This is a genomic window from Phocaeicola barnesiae DSM 18169 = JCM 13652, from assembly GCF_000374585.1.
Taxonomy (GTDB): domain Bacteria; phylum Bacteroidota; class Bacteroidia; order Bacteroidales; family Bacteroidaceae; genus Phocaeicola; species Phocaeicola barnesiae.
Map to the genome: position 1 here is coordinate 198,028 of NZ_KB894646.1, position 26,081 is coordinate 224,108.

The 26,081-nt window shown below is 49.5% G+C and carries 22 protein-coding genes; 5 read left to right on the plus strand and 17 right to left on the minus strand.

The genetic code is table 11. The features are described 5' to 3' along the window. Position 1 precedes the first annotated feature (1 nt). From C510_RS0105835 to C510_RS0105860, 6 genes are all read right to left on the minus strand, one after another. Complete coding sequence (locus C510_RS0105835) at positions 2 to 703, minus strand: 16S rRNA (uracil(1498)-N(3))-methyltransferase (RefSeq protein ID WP_018710404.1); 702 nt, start codon at positions 701 to 703, stop codon at positions 2 to 4. Positions 704 to 931: 228 nt separating this feature from the next. After that, positions 932 to 2,494 (minus strand): DUF4836 family protein, encoded by a 1,563-nt coding sequence (locus C510_RS0105840; RefSeq protein WP_018710405.1) that lies wholly within the window; start codon positions 2,492 to 2,494, stop codon positions 932 to 934. A gap of 22 nt (positions 2,495 to 2,516) precedes the next feature. Next, on the minus strand, positions 2,517 to 3,107 hold the full coding sequence (locus tag C510_RS0105845; RefSeq protein ID WP_018710406.1) for a bifunctional nuclease family protein: 591 nt from the start codon (positions 3,105 to 3,107) through the stop codon (positions 2,517 to 2,519). Positions 3,108 to 3,116: 9 nt separating this feature from the next. Then, on the minus strand, positions 3,117 to 4,379 hold the full coding sequence (locus C510_RS0105850; protein ID WP_018710407.1) for an MFS transporter: 1,263 nt from the start codon (positions 4,377 to 4,379) through the stop codon (positions 3,117 to 3,119). Positions 4,380 to 4,558: 179 nt separating this feature from the next. After that, complete coding sequence (locus C510_RS0105855; protein ID WP_025892552.1) at positions 4,559 to 6,925, minus strand: M64 family metallopeptidase; 2,367 nt, start codon at positions 6,923 to 6,925, stop codon at positions 4,559 to 4,561. 23 nt (positions 6,926 to 6,948) lie between these two features. After that, positions 6,949 to 7,383: a BACON domain-containing protein gene (locus tag C510_RS0105860; protein WP_018710409.1), complete on the minus strand. Its 435-nt coding sequence runs from the start codon at positions 7,381 to 7,383 to the stop codon at positions 6,949 to 6,951. 511 nt (positions 7,384 to 7,894) lie between these two features. On the opposite strand from C510_RS0105860, the gene C510_RS16850 reads away from it, so the two are divergent. From C510_RS16850 to C510_RS0105875, 3 genes are read left to right on the plus strand one after another with little or no spacing between them, the layout of a single operon-like run. Continuing rightward, entirely contained in the window at positions 7,895 to 9,346 is a 1,452-nt protein-coding gene (locus C510_RS16850) for an SUMF1/EgtB/PvdO family nonheme iron enzyme (protein WP_018710410.1), read from the plus strand. A gap of 13 nt (positions 9,347 to 9,359) precedes the next feature. After that, positions 9,360 to 10,010: a hypothetical protein gene (locus C510_RS0105870; protein WP_018710411.1), complete on the plus strand. Its 651-nt coding sequence runs from the start codon at positions 9,360 to 9,362 to the stop codon at positions 10,008 to 10,010. 45 nt (positions 10,011 to 10,055) lie between these two features. Next, positions 10,056 to 13,013, plus strand: coding sequence for a CHAT domain-containing protein (locus C510_RS0105875; protein ID WP_025892549.1), 2,958 nt, complete (start codon positions 10,056 to 10,058; stop codon positions 13,011 to 13,013). Positions 13,014 to 13,106: 93 nt separating this feature from the next. Here the strand turns inward: C510_RS0105875 and C510_RS0105880 are convergent, their stop codons facing one another. The 10 genes from C510_RS0105880 to C510_RS0105925 form a co-directional block, all read right to left on the minus strand. Then, entirely contained in the window at positions 13,107 to 13,400 is a 294-nt protein-coding gene (locus tag C510_RS0105880) for a RyR domain-containing protein (protein WP_018710413.1), read from the minus strand. A gap of 4 nt (positions 13,401 to 13,404) precedes the next feature. Beyond that, complete coding sequence (locus C510_RS0105885; RefSeq protein ID WP_018710414.1) at positions 13,405 to 15,768, minus strand: hypothetical protein; 2,364 nt, start codon at positions 15,766 to 15,768, stop codon at positions 13,405 to 13,407. A gap of 49 nt (positions 15,769 to 15,817) precedes the next feature. Further along, positions 15,818 to 16,801: a hypothetical protein gene (locus tag C510_RS0105890; RefSeq protein WP_018710415.1), complete on the minus strand. Its 984-nt coding sequence runs from the start codon at positions 16,799 to 16,801 to the stop codon at positions 15,818 to 15,820. 158 nt (positions 16,802 to 16,959) lie between these two features. Then, positions 16,960 to 17,478, minus strand: coding sequence for a zinc ribbon domain-containing protein (locus C510_RS0105895; RefSeq protein WP_018710416.1), 519 nt, complete (start codon positions 17,476 to 17,478; stop codon positions 16,960 to 16,962). A 9-nt stretch (positions 17,479 to 17,487) separates the two neighbouring features. Then, on the minus strand, positions 17,488 to 17,742 hold the full coding sequence (locus C510_RS0105900) for a hypothetical protein (RefSeq protein WP_018710417.1): 255 nt from the start codon (positions 17,740 to 17,742) through the stop codon (positions 17,488 to 17,490). A gap of 19 nt (positions 17,743 to 17,761) precedes the next feature. After that, positions 17,762 to 18,643, minus strand: coding sequence for a M48 family metallopeptidase (locus tag C510_RS0105905; protein WP_018710418.1), 882 nt, complete (start codon positions 18,641 to 18,643; stop codon positions 17,762 to 17,764). Then, positions 18,640 to 21,240 (minus strand): hypothetical protein, encoded by a 2,601-nt coding sequence (locus C510_RS0105910; RefSeq protein WP_018710419.1) that lies wholly within the window; start codon positions 21,238 to 21,240, stop codon positions 18,640 to 18,642. The genes C510_RS0105905 and C510_RS0105910 overlap by 4 nt, the downstream gene beginning before the upstream one ends. Positions 21,241 to 21,350: 110 nt before the next feature. Further along, positions 21,351 to 22,316, minus strand: a complete 966-nt coding sequence (locus tag C510_RS0105915; protein WP_018710420.1) for a toll/interleukin-1 receptor domain-containing protein — start codon at positions 22,314 to 22,316, stop codon at positions 21,351 to 21,353. Between the two features lie 365 nt (positions 22,317 to 22,681). Continuing rightward, positions 22,682 to 23,164 (minus strand): N-acetylmuramoyl-L-alanine amidase, encoded by a 483-nt coding sequence (locus C510_RS0105920; protein ID WP_018710421.1) that lies wholly within the window; start codon positions 23,162 to 23,164, stop codon positions 22,682 to 22,684. Between the two features lie 127 nt (positions 23,165 to 23,291). Continuing rightward, the gene (locus tag C510_RS0105925; RefSeq protein ID WP_018710422.1) at positions 23,292 to 23,732 is read right to left on the minus strand and encodes an HU family DNA-binding protein; all 441 of its coding nucleotides are present in this window, start codon (positions 23,730 to 23,732) and stop codon (positions 23,292 to 23,294) included. Between the two features lie 306 nt (positions 23,733 to 24,038). Between C510_RS0105925 and C510_RS0105935 the strand changes: the two genes are divergently transcribed. Then, positions 24,039 to 24,362, plus strand: coding sequence for a hypothetical protein (locus C510_RS0105935; protein ID WP_018710424.1), 324 nt, complete (start codon positions 24,039 to 24,041; stop codon positions 24,360 to 24,362). After that, entirely contained in the window at positions 24,362 to 24,994 is a 633-nt protein-coding gene (locus C510_RS0105940; RefSeq protein ID WP_018710425.1) for an MBL fold metallo-hydrolase, read from the plus strand. Before C510_RS0105935 ends, C510_RS0105940 begins: the two co-directional genes overlap by 1 nt. Before the next feature lie 25 nt (positions 24,995 to 25,019). Here C510_RS0105940 and C510_RS0105945 read toward each other — a convergent pair whose 3' ends face one another. After that, positions 25,020 to 25,961 (minus strand): hypothetical protein, encoded by a 942-nt coding sequence (locus C510_RS0105945; RefSeq protein ID WP_018710426.1) that lies wholly within the window; start codon positions 25,959 to 25,961, stop codon positions 25,020 to 25,022. Positions 25,962 to 26,081: the final 120 nt, after the last annotated feature.

Consider the following 26,081-nt stretch of genomic DNA (forward strand, 5'->3'; position numbering starts at 1 on the left):
CTTAAAGCGCATTCTTCAGATTCATCAGATGGACAGCCACCAGCGCCGCCGTTTCCGTCCGCAACCGCGATTTCCCCAAGCTGATGGGCTGAAATCCCGCCGCTTCGGCCTGAGCTACTTCCTCAGGGCTGAAGTCACCCTCCGGACCAATCAGCACCAGCGCGTCCTTTCCCGGCTCCAGCACGTCCTGCAGCAACGGCTTCTCGCCCTCGTAACAGTGGGCAATGAACTTCTGTCCCGGGAAATCCTGCGCCACGAAGCGCTGGAAATCCGTCAGCTCGTTCACCACCGGCTTGCGGGCCTTGAGCGACTGTTTCACCGCCGAAACCACGATCTTCTCAATCCGTTCCGTCTTGATGACCTTCCGTTCCGAGAACCGGCAGTTCAGGAACGTCAGCTCGTCGAAACCGATTTCCGTGGCCTTCTCGGCCAACCATTCCATGCGGTCCATGTTCTTGGTCGGTGCCAGTGCCAGATGCAGGTGTCCCCGCCAGAACGGTTCCTGTTCGATGGTTTCCGTCACCCTCACCTGGCAACGTTTTCCCGTGGCGGCACTGATGACCGCCCGGTAGAAATATCCTCTTCCATCGGTGAGCATCACTTCATCGCCCACTCCCAACCGGAGTACACGCAGGCAGTGGCCCGCTTCTTCCTCCGGAAGTTCCGGACTTGTCGCGATGTCCGGTGTATAGAATACATGCATGTAGTTAATAGTTAAAAGTTAAAAGTTAATAGTTAAAAGTTAATAGTTAAAAGTTAAAAGTTAAAAACGGAGTGGATGTTTCTGGGTGGGCCCTACCTCTACAGAACGAATCATCCATGTAGGGACGCACGGTCCGTGCGTCCGGCCGGTAAGAAACTCCCCGAAACCACCTGACATTCCGTCAACGGGCCAGCGATTTCCGGGCGGGTTACCCCGCCCCTACCGGAATTACCGTACCACGCCACTCAATTTCAAACCGAGGTCCATCCACTGTTTCAATACGTTGGTCTTTTCATCCTTCGAAGAAACGGTGAAGGTGGTATGTTCGGCATCCTTGACATCCACGGTCAGGTAGCTGAAGTTATCGACCACCTGTCCGGCCAATCCCCGGCTGTATCTCGGCACTTCCGAAAGAATCAGGTCACGGACACTGGATATGCTCAAGGCCATGAAGAAACGCTTGCCGCTCACTTCGCTCGCCCAGGGAGCCTTGACCAGGCTGTTCCCTTTCACGCCCTCGTTCAGCAGCAGCTTGTCGTTGGTCAGGTAGAAACGTTTGTCACGCACACCGATACAGATGGAAGTCGGTCCCTGTCCCATACCGAACTGTGAGCCGTCGGCCAGTTGCAGTTCATAGCTGTCCTTTCCTGTCGGCACCAGGCGCATGGAACGTCCGGCCATCGAAATGATCGGTTTCAGCTGGTTCATCAGGGCCTGCAGGAAATCAGCGTTCTTCACTTCCGCGAATAGAGAAACCTGCGGAATCTTCTCATCCAGCATGTTCATGCCCAACGTCACGGTACCGTCCACCGCTTCGAACACCGGTTTCAAGTCAATGTCAAACGGCATGCTCATCAGCGCGGATCCGAACACCTTCTGCTTGTCCAGCTGTTCATATATCTTCGCGCCGTTGCCCCGCAACGCCATCCAGCAGAACGTATTTTCCGGATAAGCGTCCATGTATTTGTCGTTCAGTTTATCCAGTGCAGCCATCTGTGTCTCCGCCATCTTTCTGAGTTCCTTGTTCTTATAAATTGTCTGCATATCGGCCACCATCTTTCCGTTCTCGAAACGGACAGCCGTCAGCATCCGGATGTCACTCAGTTTGGCTCCTTCGGGCAGTGCAGCCTGCATCATGGAGCGCAGTTCCACCGGCATCAGGTCCAGACCGTTCACGAAAGCCATGTCCGCGTTTGCCTCCGACATCGACTTGTATTCGTCGGTTGCGGCGAACGAACGTTCCTTCGGATTGTTCAGCCAGCCCTTCATCTGCGCCTTCAGTTCCTCGCTCTTCATGCGTCCGGAACCCATCAGCAGCGCTTCATCCGTAAAGGCCAGCACGAGCTTGCCGCTCTCGGTCCACGAAGCCCCGTCCTTCTCTTCCAGCTGAGCACACATCTGCTGACCGGCCAGCACATCCACCAGGTCATGCAGCTTGTCACTGTTCTGCACACAAGCCACGACGCCCGAAGTCTCCCCGTCCGGTTGGATAAAGAAATAAATCGGTTTCTTGAAATCGATACCACTTTCGCTCGGGTTGTTCAGGATATCTTCCAGCACCTTCGCCTCTTCGGCCGCAAGTCCCTGGGTGACATTCTTCTTCATCTTATCCAGAGTCGCCTTGTCCACCGATTCCGTCAGACCGCTTTTCTGTACCAGCGACGACACCTGGAACGAACCTACCACCGAGGCATCCTGCGGGATTACCCGGGTGTACTCATTTTTCTCCGAACAAGCTGCCAGCAATACCAGTACCACCAGCAACGCATAATTCCAAACGTGTTTTACCATATCTCTCACATTTTATTGTTTCCTATTCCTTTCCTTCCTTCTCTTCCGCTTCGCGGCGTCTGATTTCGTCCCGCAACTGCGAGGCCCGTTCATAATCCTCCTTATCCACGGCCGCCTGCATCTCCTGTTTCAGCGTATCCAGGTCCACCATGTTGACAGGAACCGTATAAGCCGAACCGTCCGGCGAGATGTACCGCAACTGTTCCCGTTCCAGCACCTCGTCCAGCACATACAGCGGGAAGCCGGCACGCATGGACAGCGAAATCACATCCGTAGAGCGTGCATCCACCTGGTAGACACTTCCATCCGGCCGCTGCACGTACAGGTCAGCGTAGTAGACCCCGCTCTTGACGGCCGAAATCACCCCTTTCACCGGTTCCAGTCCCCCCTGCTTCATCACGTCCAGCATCAGTTCGTGCGTGAACGGGCGGGGCGGGCGATACCCCAGCTGGGCTATCCGGATGCCCTGTGCCTCCACCGCGCCGATAATCAGCGCCAGCCTCCGGTGTCCCCCTTCTATCTCCTCCAGCACCAATGCAAAGGCATCCGAGGGTTTCAGCACCGTCGACATGTCCAGCACCCGTACCGGTATCTCATTCCATGCTCTTTCCATAAAATCTCCTTATTTTGTTTCAGGCGTATGTTTGTAGCGGAAGACGAGGGCAAACACCACTGCCACCACCAGCGCATACGCCGCAAAGATAAACCACGCCTGGCTCCATCCGGCCACCTGCGGTTCCGTACTGCTGAAGTCCACAAAACGGTTCACCACCGCCTGTGCGCTCAACGTACCCACCGTCGCACCGATACCGTTTGTCATGATGATGAACAGTCCCTGTGCGCTCGAACGGATGGAGATATCCGTTTCCCGGTCCACAAAGAGCGAGCCGGATACGTTGAAGAAATCGAACGCCACTCCATACACCAGCATGGAGAGGATGAACATCCACACCCCGCTGCCCGGGTTTCCCAGACCGAAGAGTCCGAAACGCAGCACCCAGGCCACCATGGCAATCAGCATCACCCGTTTGATGCCGAACCGGCTCAGGAAGAACGGGATGAGCAGGATGCAGCAGGTCTCACTCACCTGCGAGAGCGAAATCAGCAGGTTGGCATGCTGTGCCCCGAACGTATCGGCGTATTCCGGAATGGCCTGGAAGCTCGTGATGAACGGGTTGGCAAACCCGTTGGTAATCTGAAGCGAAACCCCCAGCAGCATCGAGAAGATGAAGAAGATAGCCATCTTCCGCTGCTTGAAGAGCAGGAAAGCGTTCAGGCCCAGCGCCTCCACCAACGATTTCCGGGCACCTCCCTTGCTCACCGGACAGCCCGGCAGCGTGTTGGCATAAAGCGCCAGCAGCAGTCCCCACACCGCACAGGTGAAGAACTGCATGTAATTGGCCTGGAAGCCCATCAGATCTACCAGCCACATGGAGCAGATGAACCCGATGGTACCGAAGGTACGGATGGGCGGGAAAGCCTTGATGGTATCCAGCCCCGCCTGTTCGAGGGCCGTAAAGGCCACCGAGTTGGAGAGTCCCAGGGTCGGCATATAGAAAGCGACACTCAGCGAATAGAGCAGAAAGAGCGGACCGAACGCCACCTCACTCCCCGCTTCCATGGCATAATAGCCGGCTCCCCCCATAAAAAGGGCGGCCAGCAGATGGCTCATTCCCAACAGGCGTTGGGCAGGCACCCAGCGGTCGGCAATGATACCCAGAATAGCAGGCATGAAAAGGGAAACGATTCCCTGCATGGCATAAAAAATACCGATGTGACTACCCAGGCCAACGCCTGCCAGGTACGTCCCCATCGAGGTCAGATAAGCTCCCCACACAGCAAACTGCAGGAAGTTCATTACGGTCAGTCGGATTTTAATGTTCATAGGTTCGTCAGTCTATTATGTTTTTCTCATTCAAATATAAATAATATTTTAGAAACAATACACATCCAAAGAAAAAAGATAATAAAGATAACAGAAAACCGCCCGTCATCGGCCGCGTACAGCACGATAACGGACGGTCTTCTCCGGTCCGTGATTCCCTTCAGGGAACAGTATGCAGATTAACGGAGCGGTACGTTGACGGCCTGCCCTTTCTTCAAGCGGTATTTTGCTTCGCTGGAAGGATAATCACATTTGATCGGTGGTAGTCCAACCAACCCTTTCTTTACCGTACCGACCCGGCTGGCCCCTTCATTTTCTATCCGCTGACGGTTGATTTCATCGTATTCCAGGAAATCGTCGAAACTGTACACCCCACCGGATTTTTCCATGATACGCCGGTAGATGCTCTGTCGGCTCGGTGCGTTGAAACCGCCCGTATTATGCCGCATAATACTGTTTTCCGTGGCCCGATAAGCACCTTTCGGATAATAGAGAGCCCCTTCATAGATGCCTATCTTTTCTTTCTCGTACCGCATATCGGTCAGGAAATAGCTCCAGACAACTTCTTGAGGGTCATTCGTCACATCCACGTTCATCGATTCGTTCACCGCATGAGCCGGCGGTATCGATTCCGGATAAGGATAAGTACCCTCGAATTCGGTATACTCGTCATCCAACTTGGCGAAACCGTGGCCGCAGGCTTCATGATGTATGAGGCTTGTCAAGGCTTCCTCCGTTCCGTTACAGAGACAGAAAGCCGCCGAGAAACCGTCTCCAAACATCCAGCAGTTCGAACGGAAGGGAGCATTGCTATTCATCAGGACAATAGCTGTTACATCCTTTGCCGTATAGTTTGTTTCTGCCATTGTACTGACATACTCAACGGCCTTTGTCGGATTGGTTTCAAAGGTATTCCGCTCAAATTCATAAAATGTTTCGAACACCGTATTCTCACCCAGGATGTCATTACGGGAAACGACATTGACCATATAAAAATCAAAATAATTGCGGAAAGAAGCATACGGTTCTTCCGAGAAGAAAGCCTCCATAGCCATCTCCGCATGCTTCCGGTAAGTTCCGTCGGCTATCAGGCGGTCGGTATACGCTTCTCCCAGAATTACCACTTTCAGTCCATTTCCTACCGTATGTTTCTGCAAGGTAGTTACCACTCCATCCATCGAATAGTCGGAAGATTCATAGAGCGGGAAAGACAGTTTATACCCTTTTTTCTGATAATAAACCGTGTTAAGACCCAGTTCATTCCACCAGACACAATTCAAAATCTCATCCGGAATTTTACCGCTCAATTTGTTGCCACACAGATTCAGGTACCACAACTCGGTCAGTCCAGCCATTGAAGCAGGCAATCCGCCCGTCAAGTCGTTGTTACTCATATCCAGTGTGCTTAAGCGTAAAAGATTTCCGATAGTTTCAGGTATGTCTCCTTCCAATTTATTGCCAGAAAGGTATAGCGTCTCCATGGCACTCAAATCCCCCAATGCTTCCGGAATCTCTCCTGTCAGATTATTGTCCCAAAGATTCAGCGACTTTACATGTCCGTCCCAATACCCCACTCCATACCATTCGTCCAGTGGCTTGTCACTGCACCAGTTGGTATGATCTATCCAGTTGTCTCCTCCGGTAGCCTCATATAAGGCTATCAACGCCTCCCGTTCCTGCTGAACAATCTTATCAAATTCATTCGTCTCCACCGACAAGTCATACACATGTCCTGCCTGGAAACCTCCTTCCGGCGCTTCTTTCTCTACCAGCCCCCGTTCACTGTTCCCGTCATCCCCATGAATGAAGCATGTAATCACATTTTTCTCTGTCGTAGGAAGGACAGCGATGTAACAGGTAATCAGTTTCTCAATCCCCAGAACGTCCTTCGGGAAATAATACCATAAATAATCATACTTGACATCTGCGACAAGTGTGTCTTCCTTCAAGTCATAATAAACCTGTCCCTCATCATAGTTTCTGTACGCTATCGGTTCACTCGAACGGACCAATAGTCCCTGTGCATCCTTCAGAAGTTCAGTCCGGATATTCAGTTTCAGGAAAGCAAACATATGGCGGAAATCCAGATTCAGCGAAGACTCCTTGATTTCCCCCTTCGCGTACATGAAATCCAGGTCCGGGTCAGGCATTCCCTCATGATAGTTCTGACCGAAGAGGTATGGAAGCGGAGCCAACGGATAACTTGCATCGGACTCCTCATACGGATAGTAGGCATACACCTCCGTGCCTTCTTCATTTTCCAGACGCATATCTACTGGAGTGAAATCAGTCTGCTTCCCTTCCGCGGTGGCCTGATAACACATCGCGTCAGATTGGTCTGCTGTGAACAGCCCGATTTTGTCGCCCCCTGCCCACGAAACGGTCACCGCTTTATCACCTACCGCATAATTTGTTCGTGTAGAACTCTCTACGCTTCCCGTCACCGATAATTCTCCACTGGAATTATGGAACAGCTGCTCGTCTGTACAGCCGAACACGATACCTGCCAGCAACAGGATACTTATATAATTCATCAGTCTTTTCATAGCATCATACATTTAAGGTTCATTTACCACGGTTCAACCGGCATCTCGTCCACACCGTCACTGTCCGGCAGCAGCACCCATTCCTGTTGGGTCACTGTCACGGTCCGGCTAAGTTCCCCACTCCGGAAAGTCAGGGTACCTACCCGCGGCTGTTCCCCCTCATGTCCGTCTACGGTCAGTTGTACAATACATTCTCCGGCAGCCCCCTCCGTAGGCGACACATGCAGCCACGAAGCCGCTTCGGCAGCCACTTCTACCGTCCAGACATCGCTGGAGAGAATCAGAAGCGAATAAGTACCGCCCTTATGCTCGATTCCTTGAGACATTTCCGATGGAGAAACACTCAATACAAAGTCGTCCTCTTTCTCGCAACTGCATAGTGCAGAGAAAAATGCCATCCCGACCAGTCCCATCACTACACTGGTAAGGAATCTCTTCAAGTTCAAACAGCTAGTCATATTCTTCTTATTTATTATATCTTTATGGCACAAAACACAAGGGGAAAGGCTTCTTTAAAAGAATTAAAACATTTTCTCAAAAATACTAAAATAAGTCCAAAAAAGCAACCCCTCCATTCATTTCACGCCTAACAGGAAGAAAAGCTGGACTATCTGTACAAATACTATCCTTATCCTGTCACAGAACAAGGTAGTTACGAAAGAAAAAAGGATAGGCTCCCAACCTCCCGATACAGAAAACACTTCCAATCGAGCGGAAGTTTCGTTAAGGAGACCGAATTCGACCCACGCCGCCCCTTTTTTGTATATCGATAAATTTTAAGTAATCATGCAGGAAAAAATGCATAATCAATAGCAAAATATCAACAAAAAAGCAGTATATTCACACAAGACCTCAAGAGTCTGTCCAACCGTTACCGAGTTACACAGACTCGTCTTCACAGGTATGTCAGCAGCTTCAATTCTGCTTCATCCATCATAGTTTAGCCACAGTAAATTTCAAGAGTGAATCATGAGAAAAAGAAAGAAATATGACATCTTCATCAGCTACCGCCGGAAAGATACTGGCGACAAAGCGGAACACCTGAAAGACTTGCTGGAGCCTTATTACCGGAACCGGATCAGTTTTGACAAAGAGAATCTGACAGGACTTTTTGATGTCGCACTTGCCGACCGTATCGACCAATGCACCGACTTCCTGTTGGTCCTGGGAAAAGATTCACTTGTATTCGAAGAGAAGGATTTTGCTCCCGATCAAGTCAAGCTCTATGAGGATTTTGGGAAAAGCAGTCTCGAAGCATTCGAACAGAAAATCATCAAACTGGGGCCCCATGCTCCCATCGATTTTGTCCGCATTGAGATTGTCCGGGCTCTGAACCGGAAGGACATCCACATCATCCCCATTGTCCCGGAGAAAACAGATACTTTTGTCTTTGAGAACCTCCGTTTGCCCCCGGACATCAGTCAAATCACCCGCTATGAAGCCGTTTTCTACAGCGATAACCCGAATGCCCTCTTCAAGAATACGGTTGCTACGCTCCGCACACACCTGAGGTCTCAACCGGACAGGCCCTTCATACGGAGTATAAAAATAGGAGCGGCCATCCTGCTGATAGCACTGGCTGGAGCCGGTATCCTGTATTACACGACCAACCGCCAACAGGAACAACTGAAACAACTGAAGACCGCGACAGCGCTCGACGGCCGACACTACCTGAACTGGAGCAAGGATATCACCCTGGAACAACTGAAAGCCGTCCACGAAATCCTGGACAATATGGTTCCGGTACCCGGAGGAACATTCCTTATGGGAGCTGCTCCCACTGAAAACGGGAACTACGATACCGATGTAGACACCGAAACAGAAACACCGCAGTTAGAACAAAGCGTAAAAAGCTTCTGGATGGGCAAATACGAAGTATCCGTCAGTGAATGGGCACGGATTATGGGTGAATCCTACGAAGCATCCGAAGCCTCCTTGCCCAAAACTTCCGTATCCTTCGACGAGTGCAGACGCTTCGCTGAAAAGCTCTATCACCTGACAGCCTTACAGTTCAGTCTGCCCACTGAAGCCGAATGGGAATATGCCGCCCGGGGAGGGAACAAACCGGATGACACCAAGTATGCGGGAAACAATGACCCCGACAAGGTAGCCTGGTACAGTCGGAATTCCGGAGGAAGCCCCCATGTGTGCGATGCCACAAACTCTCCGATGTACTGTAATAGCCTGAACTTGTATGACATGAGCGGAAATGTCAGCGAATGGTGCGACACGGATTTCCGCCGATATTCAGACCTGGCAAGCGGCTCTTCCGAACCGCTTGTCATCGACCCCGACTCAAAAGTGATCCGAGGCGGGAATTACGACTCCGAGGCTTACGAGCTGACAGTCTATCACCGCGAACCGATGAATGCCTACGAAAAAGTGGAGACAGTAGGTTTCAGACTCATTATCAGAGACTAAAACATTCATTATCATGAAAACGTCAAGAATAATCACCGTACTCATCTGCCTGCTGTTGCCGTTCGGTACGTTTGCGCAAGACCCGTCTCTCTCACCGCAGACACAAGCGGTCTACGAAGCTTGTATCCGTCTGACAAAAGCTATCGGCAGTGGAAGCAAGGCAGGACTGCAGGCGGCCAACAAGGCATTCAAAGCCTGTCAGGCCAAAGAATTCGCTCAGTTGGAAGTACTGGACGACCACCCTCTGTCCCTCAACAACCATTTCATTTTTGATGAGGTTTTCATCGACAGCCTCATAGCCGGCCGTCATGTCTATCAGTTCGCCCAGCGCTACGCCGATTCACGTGCTGTCCGTGGATTCTCCAGCAGCGGAAACATCTTCGTCGCCACACACGCCGTCAGCGGAAATTCCAGTGCGAGCTATTCCTTCCGGTCCAAAGGGCGACAGGAACTGGCAGTGGTAGCCGAACCAGGCGGGAAAATAACCCTCCGGGTACACGACAAGACCCACAATACCTGGTACAACGACACCGAGAAAGTGAAAGAAGGAGAATCATCCCGGCTGCTGGTCTTCGATTTACCGGAGAACGAAGTCAGCGTCCTCGAGGTAGAAGTCATCAACACAACCTCCCGGGACATCAGTTTCGCCATCATCAGTAACTGACAAGAGCCACCAATCAACCTTTATCTACATAAAACCTGACGTACCATGAAAAAGCTATTACTGTTTGCCGTGTCTGCCCTGTTGAGTGTTACTCTCTGGGCGCAGACAGCCGAGGAGGCCAAAGAGCTCCATGAAAAAGGACGCGCCTGCCTGAACGAAGGAAAGATTACGGAAGGGAGGGAATATACCCGCCAAGCCATGGAAATGCGACGGAAGCTGTTCGGCGAAGTCAACGAAGACTACATCACTTCCCTGAACAACTATGCCCTGTCCTTCGCCACCGAAGAAGACTATGCGCAGGCCGTCGAACTGCAGGCACAGGTCATGGACCTGTGCCGGAAACTGAAAAGCCCTCACCCCAATCTAGGGATGTATACCACCAATATGGGACGTTTCTATTACCTGAACGGAGATACTACCCGGGCCATCAGCTGCTGGGAACAAGCCCTTCCCCTGGTCGAGAAACACGGCGACATCTACGAATACCTGCTGAATGCATTGGGAATGGTGTATGACGAGCGCAACGACAAGGAGGGATTGGAACACATCATGGCACTGACGGAAGAACATAACCTCCATGAGCTCTCCAAGCCGTGCAACGAACCGGAGTGCATGCTGGAACGCGCAGAATATTACCAGGCCATCAACGACCATGCCCATGCGAAAGAGTGCTTTCTCCAGGTATTGGCCATGCCCATGGACCCGGAAATGAAAGTAAAGGTTCACGAAGCCTATGCCAAACAGCTGTTCCAGGTAAACGATTGTGTTGCCGCCGCCGAGTACCAGTTGTCTGCCGCCAACCTCCGCAAAGAAATCGACGGCAAAGATACAGAAACTTCCATCGGCTACCTCTACCGTGCCGCCCTCTTCAGCTACATCGCCCAACAATACCAGCAGGCCGTCGACTGCTACCGGAAAATCATCGATTTCTACACAGCATACGACCAACCTGCTGCACGGAGAAATGAAATCCAATGCTATACCGGACTGGGGAACGCCTACAGTGCGCTGACAGAGCATGAACAGGCCTACACCTGCTACCGGAAAGTCATGGACTACTACGGGACGAACGCCCCTGACGACAAAGAATACCCCAAGGCCATCGCAAACGTAGCCATGGCAGAAAAGAATCTGAGTAAATACGATGCCGCCATCGAACATTACCGACAGGCCATGAAGCTGTTCGAGGCCAAGGGAATGACCGAAGAATACGCCAATGCAGCCTCTTCCCTGAAACTTTGCTACTTCTACGCAGGTAAAAAAGGGGAAGTAGACGCAAAAGACGAGATGGTGAAAAAGGCACAGAACGAAAAGTTGGACCGGATGATCGAAGAAGAACTTGCGAGTCTGAAACTGACGGAGACCTACCTGGGAAGACTAGCATATGCCCGTTCGCTGGCCACGATAGCCGGATGTTATGCCCTCAAAGAAGACTATCGGAATGCAGTCACATATTACACCCGGTATATAAAGGATATCCGCAAAGCCATACAGGAAGAATTCCGCCTGCAGAGCGAATCGGAACGGATGGCCACCTGGAACGAAGAGCTGCCTACCCTACATGACCTGCAACTGCTTCTTGCCACCCTTCCGGTAGGGAATGAAGGTCTGATGGACGAACTGGCTGCGGTGGTTTACGATGCGGAACTCCTCTCCAAAGGTATCCTGCTCACCTCGGCCATCGAATTCAAGAAAGTCCTGATTGCCCGGAACGACAGCGGATTGCTGGAGGCCTATGACCGTTCACAGGCGCTGGAAGCCGAGATTGAACAGCTCAGGAAAAACGGTTCGGTGGAACAACACTCCAAGGAACTGCTCGGACTGACGCAAGAGAGCCAGTCTCTGCAGCTGAAGCTCTACCAGGAATGCGCGGAATTTGCCGATTATACCGACTACCTGTCCTATTCGTGGCAAGATGTACAGAAGGCTTTGGGACCTGCAGACATCGCCATCGAATTTGCCGCTATCCAGACCGGAATTCTTGATTCGGAGAACTACATGGCTGCTTTGGTACTGACGGCCGATGCTCCTGCCCCGGTAGCTTTTCCCGTCTGTCTGTTGGTTCAGGCACAGCAGATGGAAACCGACGAACAACTGTTCGGAAAGAAGGGAAATCCTTTATGGGGAAATCTCTCGTCATACCTTTCCGGGAAAAAGCGGATATTCTTCTCCGCCGACGGCAGTTTCAACCGCATCGGTATCGAATACCTCCTTTACAACGACAAGCCGTTGTCCGAACAGTTCGAGGTATACCGGCTTTCTTCCACCAAAGAGCTGTGTTACAAGCATCCCGACATAGCGGTCACAAAGGCTGCCCTGTTCGGCGACATCGATTACAACGACGCTCCCGTACAGTCGGAAGCGTCAGAACGATCCCTCGCCACCCTCCGTGCGGCAGTAGACAGCGAGGGATTTATCCGCCTCAGACATGCCCCCCGTGAAATCAACGATATCCGGACAATCCTTCAGGACCATCGTGTGAAGGACATTGCAACCCTGACAGGTGCAGAAGCCAGCAAAGAGGCCTTCCAAAAGCTGGACGGCTCAAAGGTCAACCTGCTGCATATTGCCACACACGGCTCCTACCTTCCTTCTGAAAAGGCTACCGATGCCGCCTCTATGGACAACAGTCTGCTGGCATTTGCCGGAGCGAATCTTGGTGATGACGGATTGATTACAGCGTCCGAAATAGCGAAAATGGACCTGCGCCACTGCGACCTGACTGTCTTATCCGCCTGCGAGACCGGATTGGGGAAACTGAGTGAGGACGGCGTATTCGGTCTGCAACGGGGATTCAAGAATGCCGGTGTACGTACCCTGCTGATGAGTCTGAAAAAAGTGTACGACAGTTCCACAGCCGATTTGATGACCTTCTTCTACAGGCATCTCATGGAGGGTTCCTCCAAACGCGAAGCCCTCACGAAAGCCCAGCAGGACGTCCGTGCAAACGGCTATACGGACCCCATGTATTGGGCCACCTTTATCCTGCTCGATGCGTATTGATCCCGAAAATTCATCTGTCCGTCACAGAGTGCCCTGCCATTCCCGGTCATGGAGAATGGCAGGGCACTTTCTTTCCCCTCTTCGCAGGAACTGTTACTCCCGGGAGACATGGAATCCCAGCTTCATGATCAGTTTCAATGTACTGACGGCCGTTTGACGGTCATATTCCTTTTCCGCGTCAGGCAGTTCTTCGTAGGGCACCAGGCAAGGATGCTGTTTATGCACATCGTCCCGCTGCTCCCCATACGTCCAGCCCTGGGCGATACGTGTTTCCGCCCATACCTCATGTACATTTCGGGCCATCTGTTCCACCAGGTTATTCAGTTCATCCGGTAGACGGACGTCTGTTACATCTACCGGCTGTGGTATATAAGTCTTATTTTTCATCTGCTTAATCGTGTTTTAGGTGCAAGGCATTCCATTCCTTTCCTTTCTTAATACTCAGCTCTACAATTCCTCTATCATACAGAAGCGTCCTCCTTATGGCCTCGTCTTGTGAGGCTATCAGTTCGGAACACGGCATCAGGCACGGATGTATCCTTTCCTTCATCGACTTTTCTCTACCGGGAACAAAGCCCAGCAGTTCCATCTTGGCATTCCATCGGATATGTTCTGTATAGACCAGGTTATCAATCAAGAGTTCGTCTCTGCCCATCATCTGTTCCAGCTCATCCAGACGTGCCACCGATATACCTTCCTCATTGACAGCTCCGGCCAGCACCAGTTTTGTATAGATATGGCAGACATTCGAGCGGTCCTGCTCCTCCTGGTAAAGAATCCGGAGCTCATTGTCCAGCGTATTCATCCGCTCATCCTTTTCATTCCTCCGTTTCCTCCACCAGGCATCGGCATCCATGGTACCGACTTTTGTGTCCCCGCAGATTTCACCATACCTCAGGTAGAAATCCTTCGCGTCTTTCTCTTCAGCAACCGCCGACAGATTCTCGTGCGACAACACCTCCTTATCGGTCCCGAACACTTCAATGATACTGACCGTTTTTCCACCGACAAGGACATTGTAGCGGTCAACATCCTTCATCAACCGCATACTGTTATTACTCCTCAACCGGACATAGATTCTGAACTTTTCCAGATTCTTCCGGTAGCGGTAAGCGAAATCAAACAGGTGCATCGCTACGGAAGCGGCTTCTTCATCGTCATCCACAGATACCACTACATAATTAAGGGCATCAATGATTTCCTTCAACCTGTCCCAGAAAGCCATCGAATGGGTAGACATATTGTCCAACCAATGGATGGACGGCTTATCCACCAGTGCGGGCGTATTGACCAGGAATCTTGTTTTCAGTTCTTTCAAATGTTTGTCCACCACATAAATATTCCGTACCTGTTCGGTCACGGTAATCCTTCCTCCCTCTTGCCTTACACTATTCTTGACGAAAGCACTGAATTCGTAAAGGAAACGGAAAGCGTCACGTCCGGTTTCCCCAAAGCCGATAATCAATGCGGTGAAAGCCGAAGAGACAGTACCGGTGTTCCCGTCATAATCCACAAAATTTACCGGATGATTCTTTCCGTAATCCCACATACGTTTCCCGTTTCCCTTCAGTTGAAGCACAGACAGCATGGAAGAATCCACCAGATGTACATCATGTTTCAATCCCGACCTGCTCATCACCGATTCATTAAAACGGTTTTTCCGGGCATGGCAATAGACCTTAATTCTCCGTGCGGCCGCCAATATCGCTTCTTTTTCTTCCTTTTTCATTTTCTTCAGAGCAAAAAACTTCAGCATATTGACGACCGCTCCGATATTCTTCTTCTCGTCGTCAGAAAGGAAAAAGAATTCTATGGACTCCTTCCGTATGCTTTTACGCAACATACGTTGCAGATTCCGCAATCCCAATTGGACAAACAGGTCGTCCGCTTGGTTCAGCGTATCCAGGTTTCCGTTCAGCCCTTTATCCGCTACAGTCAGAAAAGCCTTGTTCTTTCCCCTATTGAGCGCCTCTATACGGTCAAGGTAGTTTTCAATGTCCTCTCCCGAAGTATGAAAAAAATGGCTGAACGTAAACCGTGACGAATAAGCATGTTTCTCTTCAGGCGGTTTGACAAATACCAACCGGGCATTCTTGTCCCGGATGCTTTCAGCTACCGTAAGCGCATGCTCATTGATTCCCCAGAATACATACAGTGGCACGCTCTCCGGTCTATGCCCGTACCACCAGAGCCTTAACATCGACAGCAACCGCAACCCGAACAGACGCAAGATAAAGATGGCACTTACAAACACTGCGGCAAAGTGGACTGTCGAAAAGATAATCATGTAAGTGACAGAGTCCTTCAGTATGTGTTTCACTTCAATCAGTTCCGATTCGGAAACAAACATCTCCAGCGACGATACGCAGGCACGCAGCAGCAATACCAGTACATTGTTCTCACTGCCTTCATCATTGAAACCGGCTCCATACACCAGAACTCCCGCCAGAAAAACGGTTAGCGCCACCTGCTTCAGGTGATGGAAAATCCAGTTCCGGCATTTAGTATTCAGGATGCAATAGAGCAGGAACCCACACACGGCCACAGCCCCCGCAAGACTTAGCCACAACATAGCCTCCGAATCCCGCGCAGGCAAAAATTCATCACACCCGAGCAGGAAATGTTCTATTCCGGTCGTATCCTCCACATGTCCGGAAGCGTTGTTCGAATGCTTCTGGATGTATTCTGCCTGTTTCAGGATACTGTCCACATAAGCCAAAGAATCACTCAGTTCCTTACCTCCATCTATCATCATACATGTTCTCTTTTATGTCCTAGGACTAATAAAATACATTTGCTCATCTCTAATCTTTCATACTACTATTGTTCTGTTCCAGAACCCCTTGATAATTGAAATCCATCACCACTTCACTACCAAGCATCCGGTTGCCTTCCATAATGATTAGCGGATTTCCTTTTAATGCGGGCACACAGTACTGATATGTCTCCTTCTTGAAGTGATAATAACGATTCTTATACTCCCCTCCTGATATGACCAGTGACGGTTCCTTCTTCCCCTTCTCTCCCCGAACCACGTTCCAGGACAAATACCGGTATACTCCATCGACCAATTTCTCCACACGCACGATGTTATTGGTAGTCCGTATTGTTCTGGAGCCTATGATTACACTTCCGTCATAAACAGACTCATTCTCAAGTATTTTTGTAATCAATTCCGGTTCCTCCTTGCCCGATGAATGCTTCTGCAGCGACATGTATCCTATCGAACAGCACAATAACACCCCCAACACAACAATTACAGCATTCTTTGCCTGTATATAACGGTTGCTCCAGAAAAAATCATGGATCAGCCATTTCAGCAGACTCTTCTCCGTATACCGCTTGATATATTTGTCAATTTCCTCCGAAAATAAATGTTTCAAATCTTCATCCGTCTCGTATTCAATGTAATATTGCTTCAGCTGGTTCATCATCATATTCATCACCTGCAGATTGGAATCCTTGACAACCCGAGCATTGTAAAAGACTATAATGTCAGGGTGGTTCCTCGATAAAAGTCCCTTATATGCCAGGATAAACTCCTCTATCGTTTTCTCACCCACATTATGGTCAAAGACAAATACCACAAGATTTGCCTTCTGCAATATATAACTGTTGTAATCCTTTTGCTGACCATCCGAAGATAAAGTTCCATCAAAATCAAGGAAAGATTTGGTTTCGAACATCACATTCCATTTGGTCTGCTTGTTTCCGAAAATGCTGGTCAATATCTCCCTTTGACGCTCCTGATCTTTGGCTCCGGCAATGAAACATCTGATTTTCTTCATTTTTCCGATTCTATCTGTTTTAGATATTCCGACTACTATTTTATTGTGACAATTATCTGTACGCCTTCCATGAAACCGGACAGTATTCTTCCGCAGCCATCATGCTGTGGAAGAATACTGCGGAAGCGGGCATTCCGGTCCCTTTCCATCCCTATCCATCATTTCAAGGCTTTTCCGCAATTCGGGCAGAACCTTGCCGAGGCCTCCGTCTGATGTCCGCAATGTATACAGAACTGCATGGCAGCAGTCCCTCCGGAATAGGTTGAAGAGGCAGTATACCTGTTTTTCGTCGCTGCCACTTCCTCTGCAATGGCCAACGCCTTGTCATCCAGTTTTGCCTGCTCCACCATCCCCCATATCTGAGTAATCAGTACCGGCCAGAAAAAGAGCATGGAAATGACCGTAGGGATAGCCTGTTGACCGAATATTCCTACTCCGGCCTCAAAACATACGTCATTACCCTGTGGAATCAAGGTAACCTTCAGCGCTGTTTTCATACCGATGACAGCCTTAAACATCCCACCTTTCGTAATGGAAAGGTCATAAGCGCCACTACTCATTCCATTGCCGGAAACCACATAACCTTCCATCTCAAAATTCTGCTGAATCCGAGCCGCCATTTCCGGAATCAAGGCCGATGCCCCATAAATCATTTTCTTAGTTTTGAATGTTCCCATACCACCCTCCTATTTGATTGATTGAATTGCATAGTGTTGATACACGGCATAAAGTACACCGGATTCCACCAGAAGTTCCTTCACTTCCGCCAACTGTTCGGGAGAATACTTCTCTTCCATCTGCTGCAGAATACTGACAACTTTGTCGGACTGTTCCTTCAGTTCGTCATCTGTAACGATTCCGTCTTCCATTATTTTCCTGAAAGAGTCATGCTGAGCAATCATCTCATCCAAATCAAGTATTCCATTCTCGTCAAAAAACATAAAATTCTATTTTTAAGGTTTATAATTTCATTCCACAATGTTTACAGAATGCCCAATCCTTATCGACCGGTTTATGACACCTCGGACAGACTGTTCCGGACTCATTCAAATGCAGGTTCCGCATCAGATTCTTATATTGTCCGCTTTCCCCCCACTTGATAATTTCCCGTACACGTACAGCACAGAACGGATGGTTCTGCAATGCTACGGCATAAATCTGTAAGGCCTTATTCCACAAGCCATCATTACGGATACTGTCATAAATGTCCGCCTGCTTTGCCCATTCGGCCATACTGATTTCTGCAGTAATGGATTTCGGCCCCCCTGACAGCCGTCCCATGGTTCTCGCCACGACTTCCGGGGAAGTGATGATGCTTCCTACCCGGTCACAAGACAACTCACTTTTACGCTGCCAATAAAGAATAGCATATTGTATCGGAACGGTCAGCGCACCTAAAATTCCCAGTCCATCGGCTCCCCTCAGGATATAGTCGGCAATGCTGTGATAAAGTACGTGCCGGCAAAGAATGTGTCCGCATTCATGAGCTATCACCGCATCCAATTCCTCACCATCGCCCAACAGCTCAATCAGTCCGGAAGTAACGGTAATGTATATTTTAGTATCTCCGAACGTATATGCGTTCGGATTCGGATCCATCTGCAGATAGAACTCCGGTTCGTCAATACCGAGTTTCCGGCAGATAGGCGGCAAATGGTTATACAGTCTGGGAAGCTGATTCGGCGAAAGGCGGATAGTCGAGGCCATGTTTATGCCATACGCAAACTGTTCCAGCCCCAAAGAAAGAATCTTCTTTACCAGAGCCGGGAAACCAGGAATACTTTCCAACTGACTGAGGGCAGCCGCATCCTCAGGATGAATAAATTCTGCAGGTCTAATCATACTCTTTTTTTATTTTTCAGTTCTTCATAATCATATCCGTCTACCAGCACCAGGATGGCAGGAATGGCATTGTTCAGGAACTTGTCATAATCCTTTGCACCGAAATCCACCTCATCCAGATGTTCATAACTGCATAAGTTCGGATGGATATGGTCTTCACAGCTTTTCAGTGCCTCCTTTTTCTCCTTGAACCGCTGCCGGGTCGCCTCCTTTTCAGCTTCCAGCCGTTCATATTCGGGCGCATCCTCCGGGCAGCCGACAACAGCTTCGTACTTACATTTATATTCCTTGTTCAGGACTATGCATTCCTGTTCCTGTACCTCCTCGCACGGCCGGAATCCCATCAGCAGCTGCTGTACATTCCATCGGTTGTGTTCGCATACGGCAAGTTCGTTTTCATACCTTTTCAGGGCTTGTGCCAGATTCGTCATCAAATCTTTCCGGTCATGGACGGCAAACAGTTTCTCCTTGTAGGAACCGGAGGTATCAGTATCCGTAACAATACCCGGAAATACTCCCCGTATTTTTTCATAAATGGTATCGACGAAGAACTTGTTCGACCACTTATGCGCGATGCTCAACGATTTCCATGCTGCCCGCGACTTCTTGTAAGTATTTTTGTCCGCCATATCCATTTCGTGTATCTTCCCTTTCCACAGATAGGCGTCATGAGCCAGCAAAGCCTTCAGATACAACGAACGGTCACGCATATATTGTCCGTGCAGCATTCCGAACGGACGTAGTTTTTCATACCGCTTGTTCTTTTCTTCCGTCCGGATCAGGTTGGTGACGATATCCCCGGCTTCACGCTGGTACACCCAGATTTCCTGTACCTTCTTGTAGATTTCCAGAGGCAGATACAGGCTGGCAGCCACCGCCTGATGAGTCTGTGTCAGGCAAATGGCCAGAGTCAGTTTCGATTGTCCGTCTTCAGTCAGTCTCCGCAAATATGCCCGGACCCCATCCGATTCTATTTCCCCCTTCACAAACTCCAGTTCCACGTCGATAAAATTTTCACTGTGCTCACTCAAGTGTTTCCATGGATAGTCTTTCTGTACGGCAGGGTCTGTCCATCCCACCCGGCCGTCAAGCTTACTGACCGGACACCTGTTGGCATCTATGTATTTATAACGGGTCAACTCAAAAAGACTCTCATACCGCCCCTTGAAGAACGCCATTTCCTCATCGGCATGGGTATCGATGAAAGTAATCCTGCTGCGCACCTTACCGGCATTAAGGTAATGAGCCTGTAGCAGCGCCTGTACTCCCATAGCAATTCCCATCTTCGACATCCCGACCACCACAAAATGAACATACTCGTCCGAATCTGCAGGAATTCCGCTTCCATCAAGCGGCGTATATCGGATGGAATCGGCCCTTTCTCCCTCATCATCGTAAAAGACTCCTTCTACCATCACCCGCTGTGCCCAGGACTCATACCGGTTAAACGGAATGAATACTATGTATCGGTTCACTTTAGGCGGCAAGTCGGAAAACTGGAAGATGGAATACGTGGTCTGGTACTCGAACATGACTTTACATACCTTGCGGTGAATGCGGGTTTTCTCATTTTCCTCCTCTCCTTCCCGTTTGCTGCAACAGGCTTCCAGACATTCTGCTATCAGGTTGACACATTTCATGTTCAGCGAATCGTGATATGTCTCTCCTGAATCCTGAAGGGTAGACTCACCCAGCACGTAGATTTCAGTCGCATAGTCCAGATAGAGTTTCTCCAATTCGGATTTGGAGTCACGGAGCGCATTATAGATTACGACGCGACGCAGTTCGGCCTCCGACAGGTAAGACGACAATTCTTCACGTACCTCCAAAGCCTCTTTTCTGGTCTGCAGAATAACGTATTCATTCTCTCCTTCACACTTGAAATTGATTTTCTCTTCTGTCCGGTTCAACAGGTTCTTGATGACTGAAGCCACAATTTCATTGGCACCGATTACTACAGCATACCGGTTCTTCTTGAAATTCCGTCTGGAATACCTGATTTCTCCCCGCAGCCAATGGTCGCGGCGTTTGTCGAACCAGTTGGTCAGAATAGAAATCAACAGGCCGTTGAGCAGGAAGACTCCCAGAATGGCAAAGAAAGCTGCCCATCCCCTACCTACAGCCGAAGTAGCCATCGGCTGGCTGCCCGGATCCACGAAATGGCAGTACACGGTCCACAACAGGTTCGGACTCTGTTGCCGTTCCCGGATGAACACCGGAAGGCTGTCACCTTGGGCGTAGAGCTGTTCATCGTAGACCAGTTCTTTCGACAGGCATTTCCGCTCCTCTTCCTGCGCACAGCGTACCCTGTTCACTTGCTCCAGAACAAAAGTCAGCGAGAAAGGAAGAAGAATGACCAGACAAATCAGTTTCCGAAGGAAATGCCCGTTCATCAGTTTCCAGTCAAAATCAATGATACGGGATTGCCAGAAGAACGAGGTACCATAGGCCGCATACACCAATCCGATAGCCCCCAGTGACATACTGACCACATTATACAGGCCAAGACACGAAGGTTCCACCGTAAAGAGAAACAAAGCCACCACCCCGACAGCAATCAAGGTATAATCCATTATCGATTTGATGCGTGATTTCATAGTAATCAATAATCAGCAGAAGATTGTAAGGTCATTTTTCATCCAAAATATTTAAGGAGGGTAAACCATCCACCCATGTCAGGGATACTTGGTCAACCCTCCTTAATGAATCAGGCATCTGTAGAACCGACCAGCATCTCTTTGACAGCATTGTAATGCTTGAAGAAATCATCGTTCATCCTTGAGCTGACAAACTGAAGCAAATCGGAGACAGTAGTTCCCTTATTAGCAGCCTGCAAAGCCCTCACATAACCAAAGAAGTCATTATAGCTCTTAGCCAGATAGTTATCACACAAATCGTAGACTTGTTGGAATTCATCTTCATTCAAATAGCATCGGCTTTCCCCTAATAAATCCATCAGCCTCTTCGAAGCCTGAGCTTGTCGCTTTACCTGTATGTTGCCTCCATTATGCAGATCGGCCAGGAAGTCTTTCACTAAATATTCAAAGACAGATACTTTAAACGCATCAATGGCATTCCAAAGGCGGAGCCGAAAAACAAGATTTACATCCAGCTCTTCTCCACTTGCATTTTCCGTGTCATTTGTATATACATCATCAGAAGGCAGTTTCTCCGGTTTAATCTCTTCCAAGAGATTCGGATGCCTGTCACACACGGCCTTCGGGAAACGGTCGGAAATTATTTTAAACAACGACTCCGGAAACAAATCTTCAGTATCCAATCTGGATATCTGCAAATCACGTAAAGCCTCTTCCATCAAAGGCGGAAGTTCAGGAGGCAATACAGAGATTACTCCTTGATTGGTAGGACTGACCGGTATTATTATCTTCTGATGAGTAATCGCATATTCTATTTCCTTCCGTACCCAATCTTTTTCATCCTGCACACACCGGTCTAAGGAGCCTGGAGTCAAGAGTAAGATAAAGCAATCGGCCTTATCAATGGCATCGTAAATCGCTTCATTGAATTTTCCGTTACGGATACTGTTGTAATCAAAAAAGGCACGGATACCGATTGATTTCAATGCATAGTACAAAGTCCGGGCATCTTGGGCACCTGTTTTTCTCCGATAACTGATAAAAACTTCAAAATGGTCTACCTTTGAATTTTCCATATTCTTTAGAATTAAAGATTGTCTTAAAGTTAAAAAGAAACTGGAGAATTTCCAAAGATTGCATTCATTTTTTCACGAACAAACTACAAAAAGATAGCTATTCAGAACAATTTTTACCATTATACATAATAAATCTCGGATTTGTACCTATTTGTCAAAAGACAGGAGTTCAAAAAATTGAGATACGAGATGGTTATCCCCTTTAAAATGTCCCTTTCGGATCGGGCATAAAAAAGGGAATCTTCCCAGACTCCCAATCTTAATTAACCTTAAATCTAATACCATGAAAAACATGGTGCAAAGATAGGCGTTTTATGTTATGTAACACAATATTCAAGCAAAAAATCGTTTGCTTTTCACATTATTTAAGGTTTAAACCCTTTCAGAGGCCTTTTACCGAGCCATTCCTCCCGTTCGGAGGCCACATCGAAGCACGGACACTGTTTCACCCATTCCTCGGGTTCCACCACTCCGTCGCCGTCCAGGTCAGGGCTCAGGTCCCGGTGGCCTACGATTTCGCGGATCGGGTAATCCGCAGCGAGTACCCGCACCAGTACGCGCAGGGACCGCTTCTGAAGGTCGGTACGGGTATCAGCCGCCATTCCCTGCGTATCCAGACCCCCTTCATAACAGATCCCGATACTTGTAGCGTTATAACCCTTTGCATGAGCACCCACCCGTTCCACGGGCCGCATCGTACAAATCTGGCCGTCACGGCGGATGTAATAATGATAACCACAGCCATTGAATCCTCTCTTTCTATGCATTCGGTCCAGCTCGGCAGCCGAGAGCGGCTGGTCCGCTCTCGTTGCCGAACAATGGATCACTATCCGGTCAATTTTTCTCATTCTCTTCCGTTTTATCTTTTTCAATCCGATTTCTTCCTGTCAGCACACAGATCAGGCACCGCAGGACTTGCATCAATATCCATCTAATCCGTTGCGTCATTTTCATCAGTTGTTATCGGTTCCACCATCAGACTCCAGCTCCGCCGGTCTCCTCCTCTTCATCGGTTTTGGTCGTTTTCACGTTCACCCGCTGGAAGGACAGGTTCGAGATGGCATTTTTCAAGGTCGTACCGGGTCGGAAGAGGATGCGGGCCTTTGTAATCAGGCTGTCGTGGTATTCCTCGGCCGATACGGCTCCCTTACCGCTCAGGCTGATTTGCAGGGAGCCCAATTCTCCCAGTCGGACAATCTCACCGCCCTGCAGTCCGTCACTGACCACATCTTCCAGTGCCGTAAGTACCGCCATGGTATCTGCCCTGGTCACGGTACAGGCCTGCTGGATGCGTTCGGCCATCTCGCGGATTCCCATCACGCCTCTCGCCTGTGCGGTGGCATAAAATTTGCCCGCTACTTCAGGTTCTCTCGGGTCTACACGTTGTGCTACTGAATAAGTCACTGCTCTTTCCATACATTCATTGTTTAGGTTGTTAATAAATAAGGTAACTGGTAACCGTCTCTGTTGGAAGCGCTTCCGTTCCGATTACAGTACAAAGGTAAGCACACCGTTTTCGCCGCTGTCGGCTTGTGTCCGATTCCGTCCGAATGTCACTTCCTTCGGCTGCCTTCCCACCCTTCCGTCCGCCGTTCCGGACAGAACTGTCCGCCTCCCTTTCCGGTCCGTCCCGATTTTTCCGCTTCACTTTTTTACGAAAAAAAAAGTTGCTAACGAAAAAAACGCTACCTTTGTCGGGTGTTAACTAAAAGAATTGAGCCGATGACTATTGTAAAGAATTTCCAGGAGCTTGAAAATGCACTGAAAGCACATACCTATAACATTGAAATACCGGACGAACAGTTAGGAAATGCCGTCGTATTAGCCGGACGGATTCAGAATGAGACGCTGGACAAAGCAATCCTGAAACGTCTCCCGGCAGACGCCTCGTGCAGAGTGGCCGTAGGCAGAGGAGTGGTTATCCGGGTCAGCAAGGCTCTGGCCGACGAGACGCTCCAGACACTGGGCCTGTTCGATTCCTACCGCACGGAAATCGATGTAGAGGATGTGAAAGTACGGAAAGTGAATCTGTATTACAACGCGTAATGCTCCTGCACACCGAATGCTTTAACCCTTATCACACCAACTGCTATTTCCTGACCGACGAGGAAAGCGGCAGCACGGTAATCATTGACCCGGGATGCTACTTCCGGCGGGAACGGACCCGGGTACAGCACCTCATCCGGCTGAACGATTGGCACATCGTACAGATATTGGCTACGCACCTTCACATTGATCATATATTCGGAACACATTTCCTGACCGAAACTTACGGCTGTCCGTTCGGGGCCTCTCCTCTGGACAACGATTGGATTGACCGGGCACCCGACCGCTGTCGGGAAGTCGGACTGGAAGTCCGTATGCCTTTCGTCTACCCTACTTTTTATCTGGCGCATGGCGATACTGTCCGGTTCGGCAGCGAAACCCTCTCGGTCCTTAGCGTACCCGGACATTCTCCCGGCAGCCTGGTATTTTACAGCCCTACAGCCCGTTGTCTGTTTTCCGGCGATACCTTGTTCCGGGGTGGCATCGGACGTACAGACCTTCCCGGAGGCAACCGCCGGCTATTGACAGAAAGCATCCGGCATCAGCTCCTCCGCTTCCCGGACGACACCGCCGTCTATCCCGGTCATTACGAACCGACCACTGTCGGAGCGGAGAAAGCCATGCTACTTTAATTTTATCCTATAGCGTATCCGCCGGTTATACCCCGTCCCAATAACGCCGGATATCCTCTTCTGTCAGATTCAGCTGTGCTGCTATCTCCGCCGCACTGAGTCCCTGACGGGACAATATCTGAATCATGTTCTTAATCAGACTGTTCTGCAGTTCAATCTCCTGGTCCTTCCGTTCGATAAGCCGTTCCTTCTGTTCGATCATTTTATCCTTCAGCATGATGGTCGTATCTCTGGCCTCTATCTCCGACAGGATTTCATCCTCCACTTCCATGGCTCTTCTCACCTCAGGAGCGATGGCGGCTTTCATGAGACGTCCCACTATCAGACGGCCATCATCACCCAAAGACTCTTCATCCAGTTCCATCAGATGCTCGTCATCCTTCAGGCAATACTCCTGATCGAAGACCTGAAGAATTTTCTCCAGACGGTTCCTGAGACGACCCTTCAGGTACGGAATCTGGACGATGACACTGTCATGCGTCAGACTTTCGATGAAAGGATCGGGAACGCCGTCGGTTATCGGATTGGAATTGTAATCCAGGTAATTCCTTCTCACATAGATGACCGGCTCTTCCAGATCGCCCAACTTATGGCCCAATATGTAGATGGAGACGATGGGAATACCGTACCCGTTCGGATTGACATCCTTGGGCAACACATTCTTCTTATCCAGGTATTGGGTACCCAGATACTGTCTGAAACGCAACGTCTCCGTAGCGAGCCAGGTCTTCTGCAGTTCAATGAGAATCAGCTGTGTACTGCCATCCTGGTTACGGACAGTAGCCGCAAAGTCTATCCGCAGCATGGAGATGCGGGTCTGCATCATCTCCGTATACTCATGGGGCTTCATCTGGAGATCAATGATGTCTTTCTGCAGCAAAGCGGAAAGCAGAATCTTGGCGACCCGGTCGTCTTCCATCATGTACTTGAACACAGAGTCGTAAATGGGGTTTGCTATCAGTGTCATGGTCTGAATCTTTAAAAGGTTAGTGACTGGCGAATATACGCTTTTTCTTATTATAACGCAACAAGACTGGAATTTTACCGTCCAAGTCAACATTTCTTTCCGCCTCAATCGGGCCGGGAA

Bases quoted from the DNA above. Each gene is read 5' to 3' on its own strand.
- C510_RS0105840 (WP_018710405.1), bottom strand. From the start codon at position 2,494: ATGGTAAAACACGTTTGGAATTATGCGTTGCTGGTGGTACTGGTATTG.
- C510_RS0105850 (WP_018710407.1), bottom strand. From the start codon at position 4,379: ATGAACATTAAAATCCGACTGACCGTAATGAACTTCCTGCAGTTTGCT.
- C510_RS0105925 (WP_018710422.1), bottom strand. From the start codon at position 23,732: ATGGAAAGAGCAGTGACTTATTCAGTAGCACAACGTGTAGACCCGAGA.
- C510_RS0105895 (WP_018710416.1), bottom strand. From the start codon at position 17,478: ATGGGAACATTCAAAACTAAGAAAATGATTTATGGGGCATCGGCCTTG.
- C510_RS0105860 (WP_018710409.1), bottom strand. From the start codon at position 7,383: ATGACTAGCTGTTTGAACTTGAAGAGATTCCTTACCAGTGTAGTGATG.
- C510_RS0105875 (WP_025892549.1), top strand. From the start codon at position 10,056: ATGAAAAAGCTATTACTGTTTGCCGTGTCTGCCCTGTTGAGTGTTACT.
- C510_RS0105855 (WP_025892552.1), bottom strand. From the start codon at position 6,925: ATGAAAAGACTGATGAATTATATAAGTATCCTGTTGCTGGCAGGTATC.
- C510_RS0105870 (WP_018710411.1), top strand. From the start codon at position 9,360: ATGAAAACGTCAAGAATAATCACCGTACTCATCTGCCTGCTGTTGCCG.
- C510_RS0105915 (WP_018710420.1), bottom strand. From the start codon at position 22,316: ATGGAAAATTCAAAGGTAGACCATTTTGAAGTTTTTATCAGTTATCGG.
- C510_RS0105905 (WP_018710418.1), bottom strand. From the start codon at position 18,643: ATGATTAGACCTGCAGAATTTATTCATCCTGAGGATGCGGCTGCCCTC.
- C510_RS0105845 (WP_018710406.1), bottom strand. From the start codon at position 3,107: ATGGAAAGAGCATGGAATGAGATACCGGTACGGGTGCTGGACATGTCG.
- C510_RS0105835 (WP_018710404.1), bottom strand. From the start codon at position 703: ATGCATGTATTCTATACACCGGACATCGCGACAAGTCCGGAACTTCCG.
- C510_RS0105945 (WP_018710426.1), bottom strand. From the start codon at position 25,961: ATGACACTGATAGCAAACCCCATTTACGACTCTGTGTTCAAGTACATG.
- C510_RS0105880 (WP_018710413.1), bottom strand. From the start codon at position 13,400: ATGAAAAATAAGACTTATATACCACAGCCGGTAGATGTAACAGACGTC.
- C510_RS16850 (WP_018710410.1), top strand. From the start codon at position 7,895: ATGAGAAAAAGAAAGAAATATGACATCTTCATCAGCTACCGCCGGAAA.
- C510_RS0105940 (WP_018710425.1), top strand. From the start codon at position 24,362: ATGCTCCTGCACACCGAATGCTTTAACCCTTATCACACCAACTGCTAT.
- C510_RS0105885 (WP_018710414.1), bottom strand. From the start codon at position 15,768: ATGATGATAGATGGAGGTAAGGAACTGAGTGATTCTTTGGCTTATGTG.
- C510_RS0105920 (WP_018710421.1), bottom strand. From the start codon at position 23,164: ATGAGAAAAATTGACCGGATAGTGATCCATTGTTCGGCAACGAGAGCG.
- C510_RS0105935 (WP_018710424.1), top strand. From the start codon at position 24,039: ATGACTATTGTAAAGAATTTCCAGGAGCTTGAAAATGCACTGAAAGCA.
- C510_RS0105910 (WP_018710419.1), bottom strand. From the start codon at position 21,240: ATGAAATCACGCATCAAATCGATAATGGATTATACCTTGATTGCTGTC.
- C510_RS0105900 (WP_018710417.1), bottom strand. From the start codon at position 17,742: ATGTTTTTTGACGAGAATGGAATACTTGATTTGGATGAGATGATTGCT.
- C510_RS0105890 (WP_018710415.1), bottom strand. From the start codon at position 16,801: ATGAAGAAAATCAGATGTTTCATTGCCGGAGCCAAAGATCAGGAGCGT.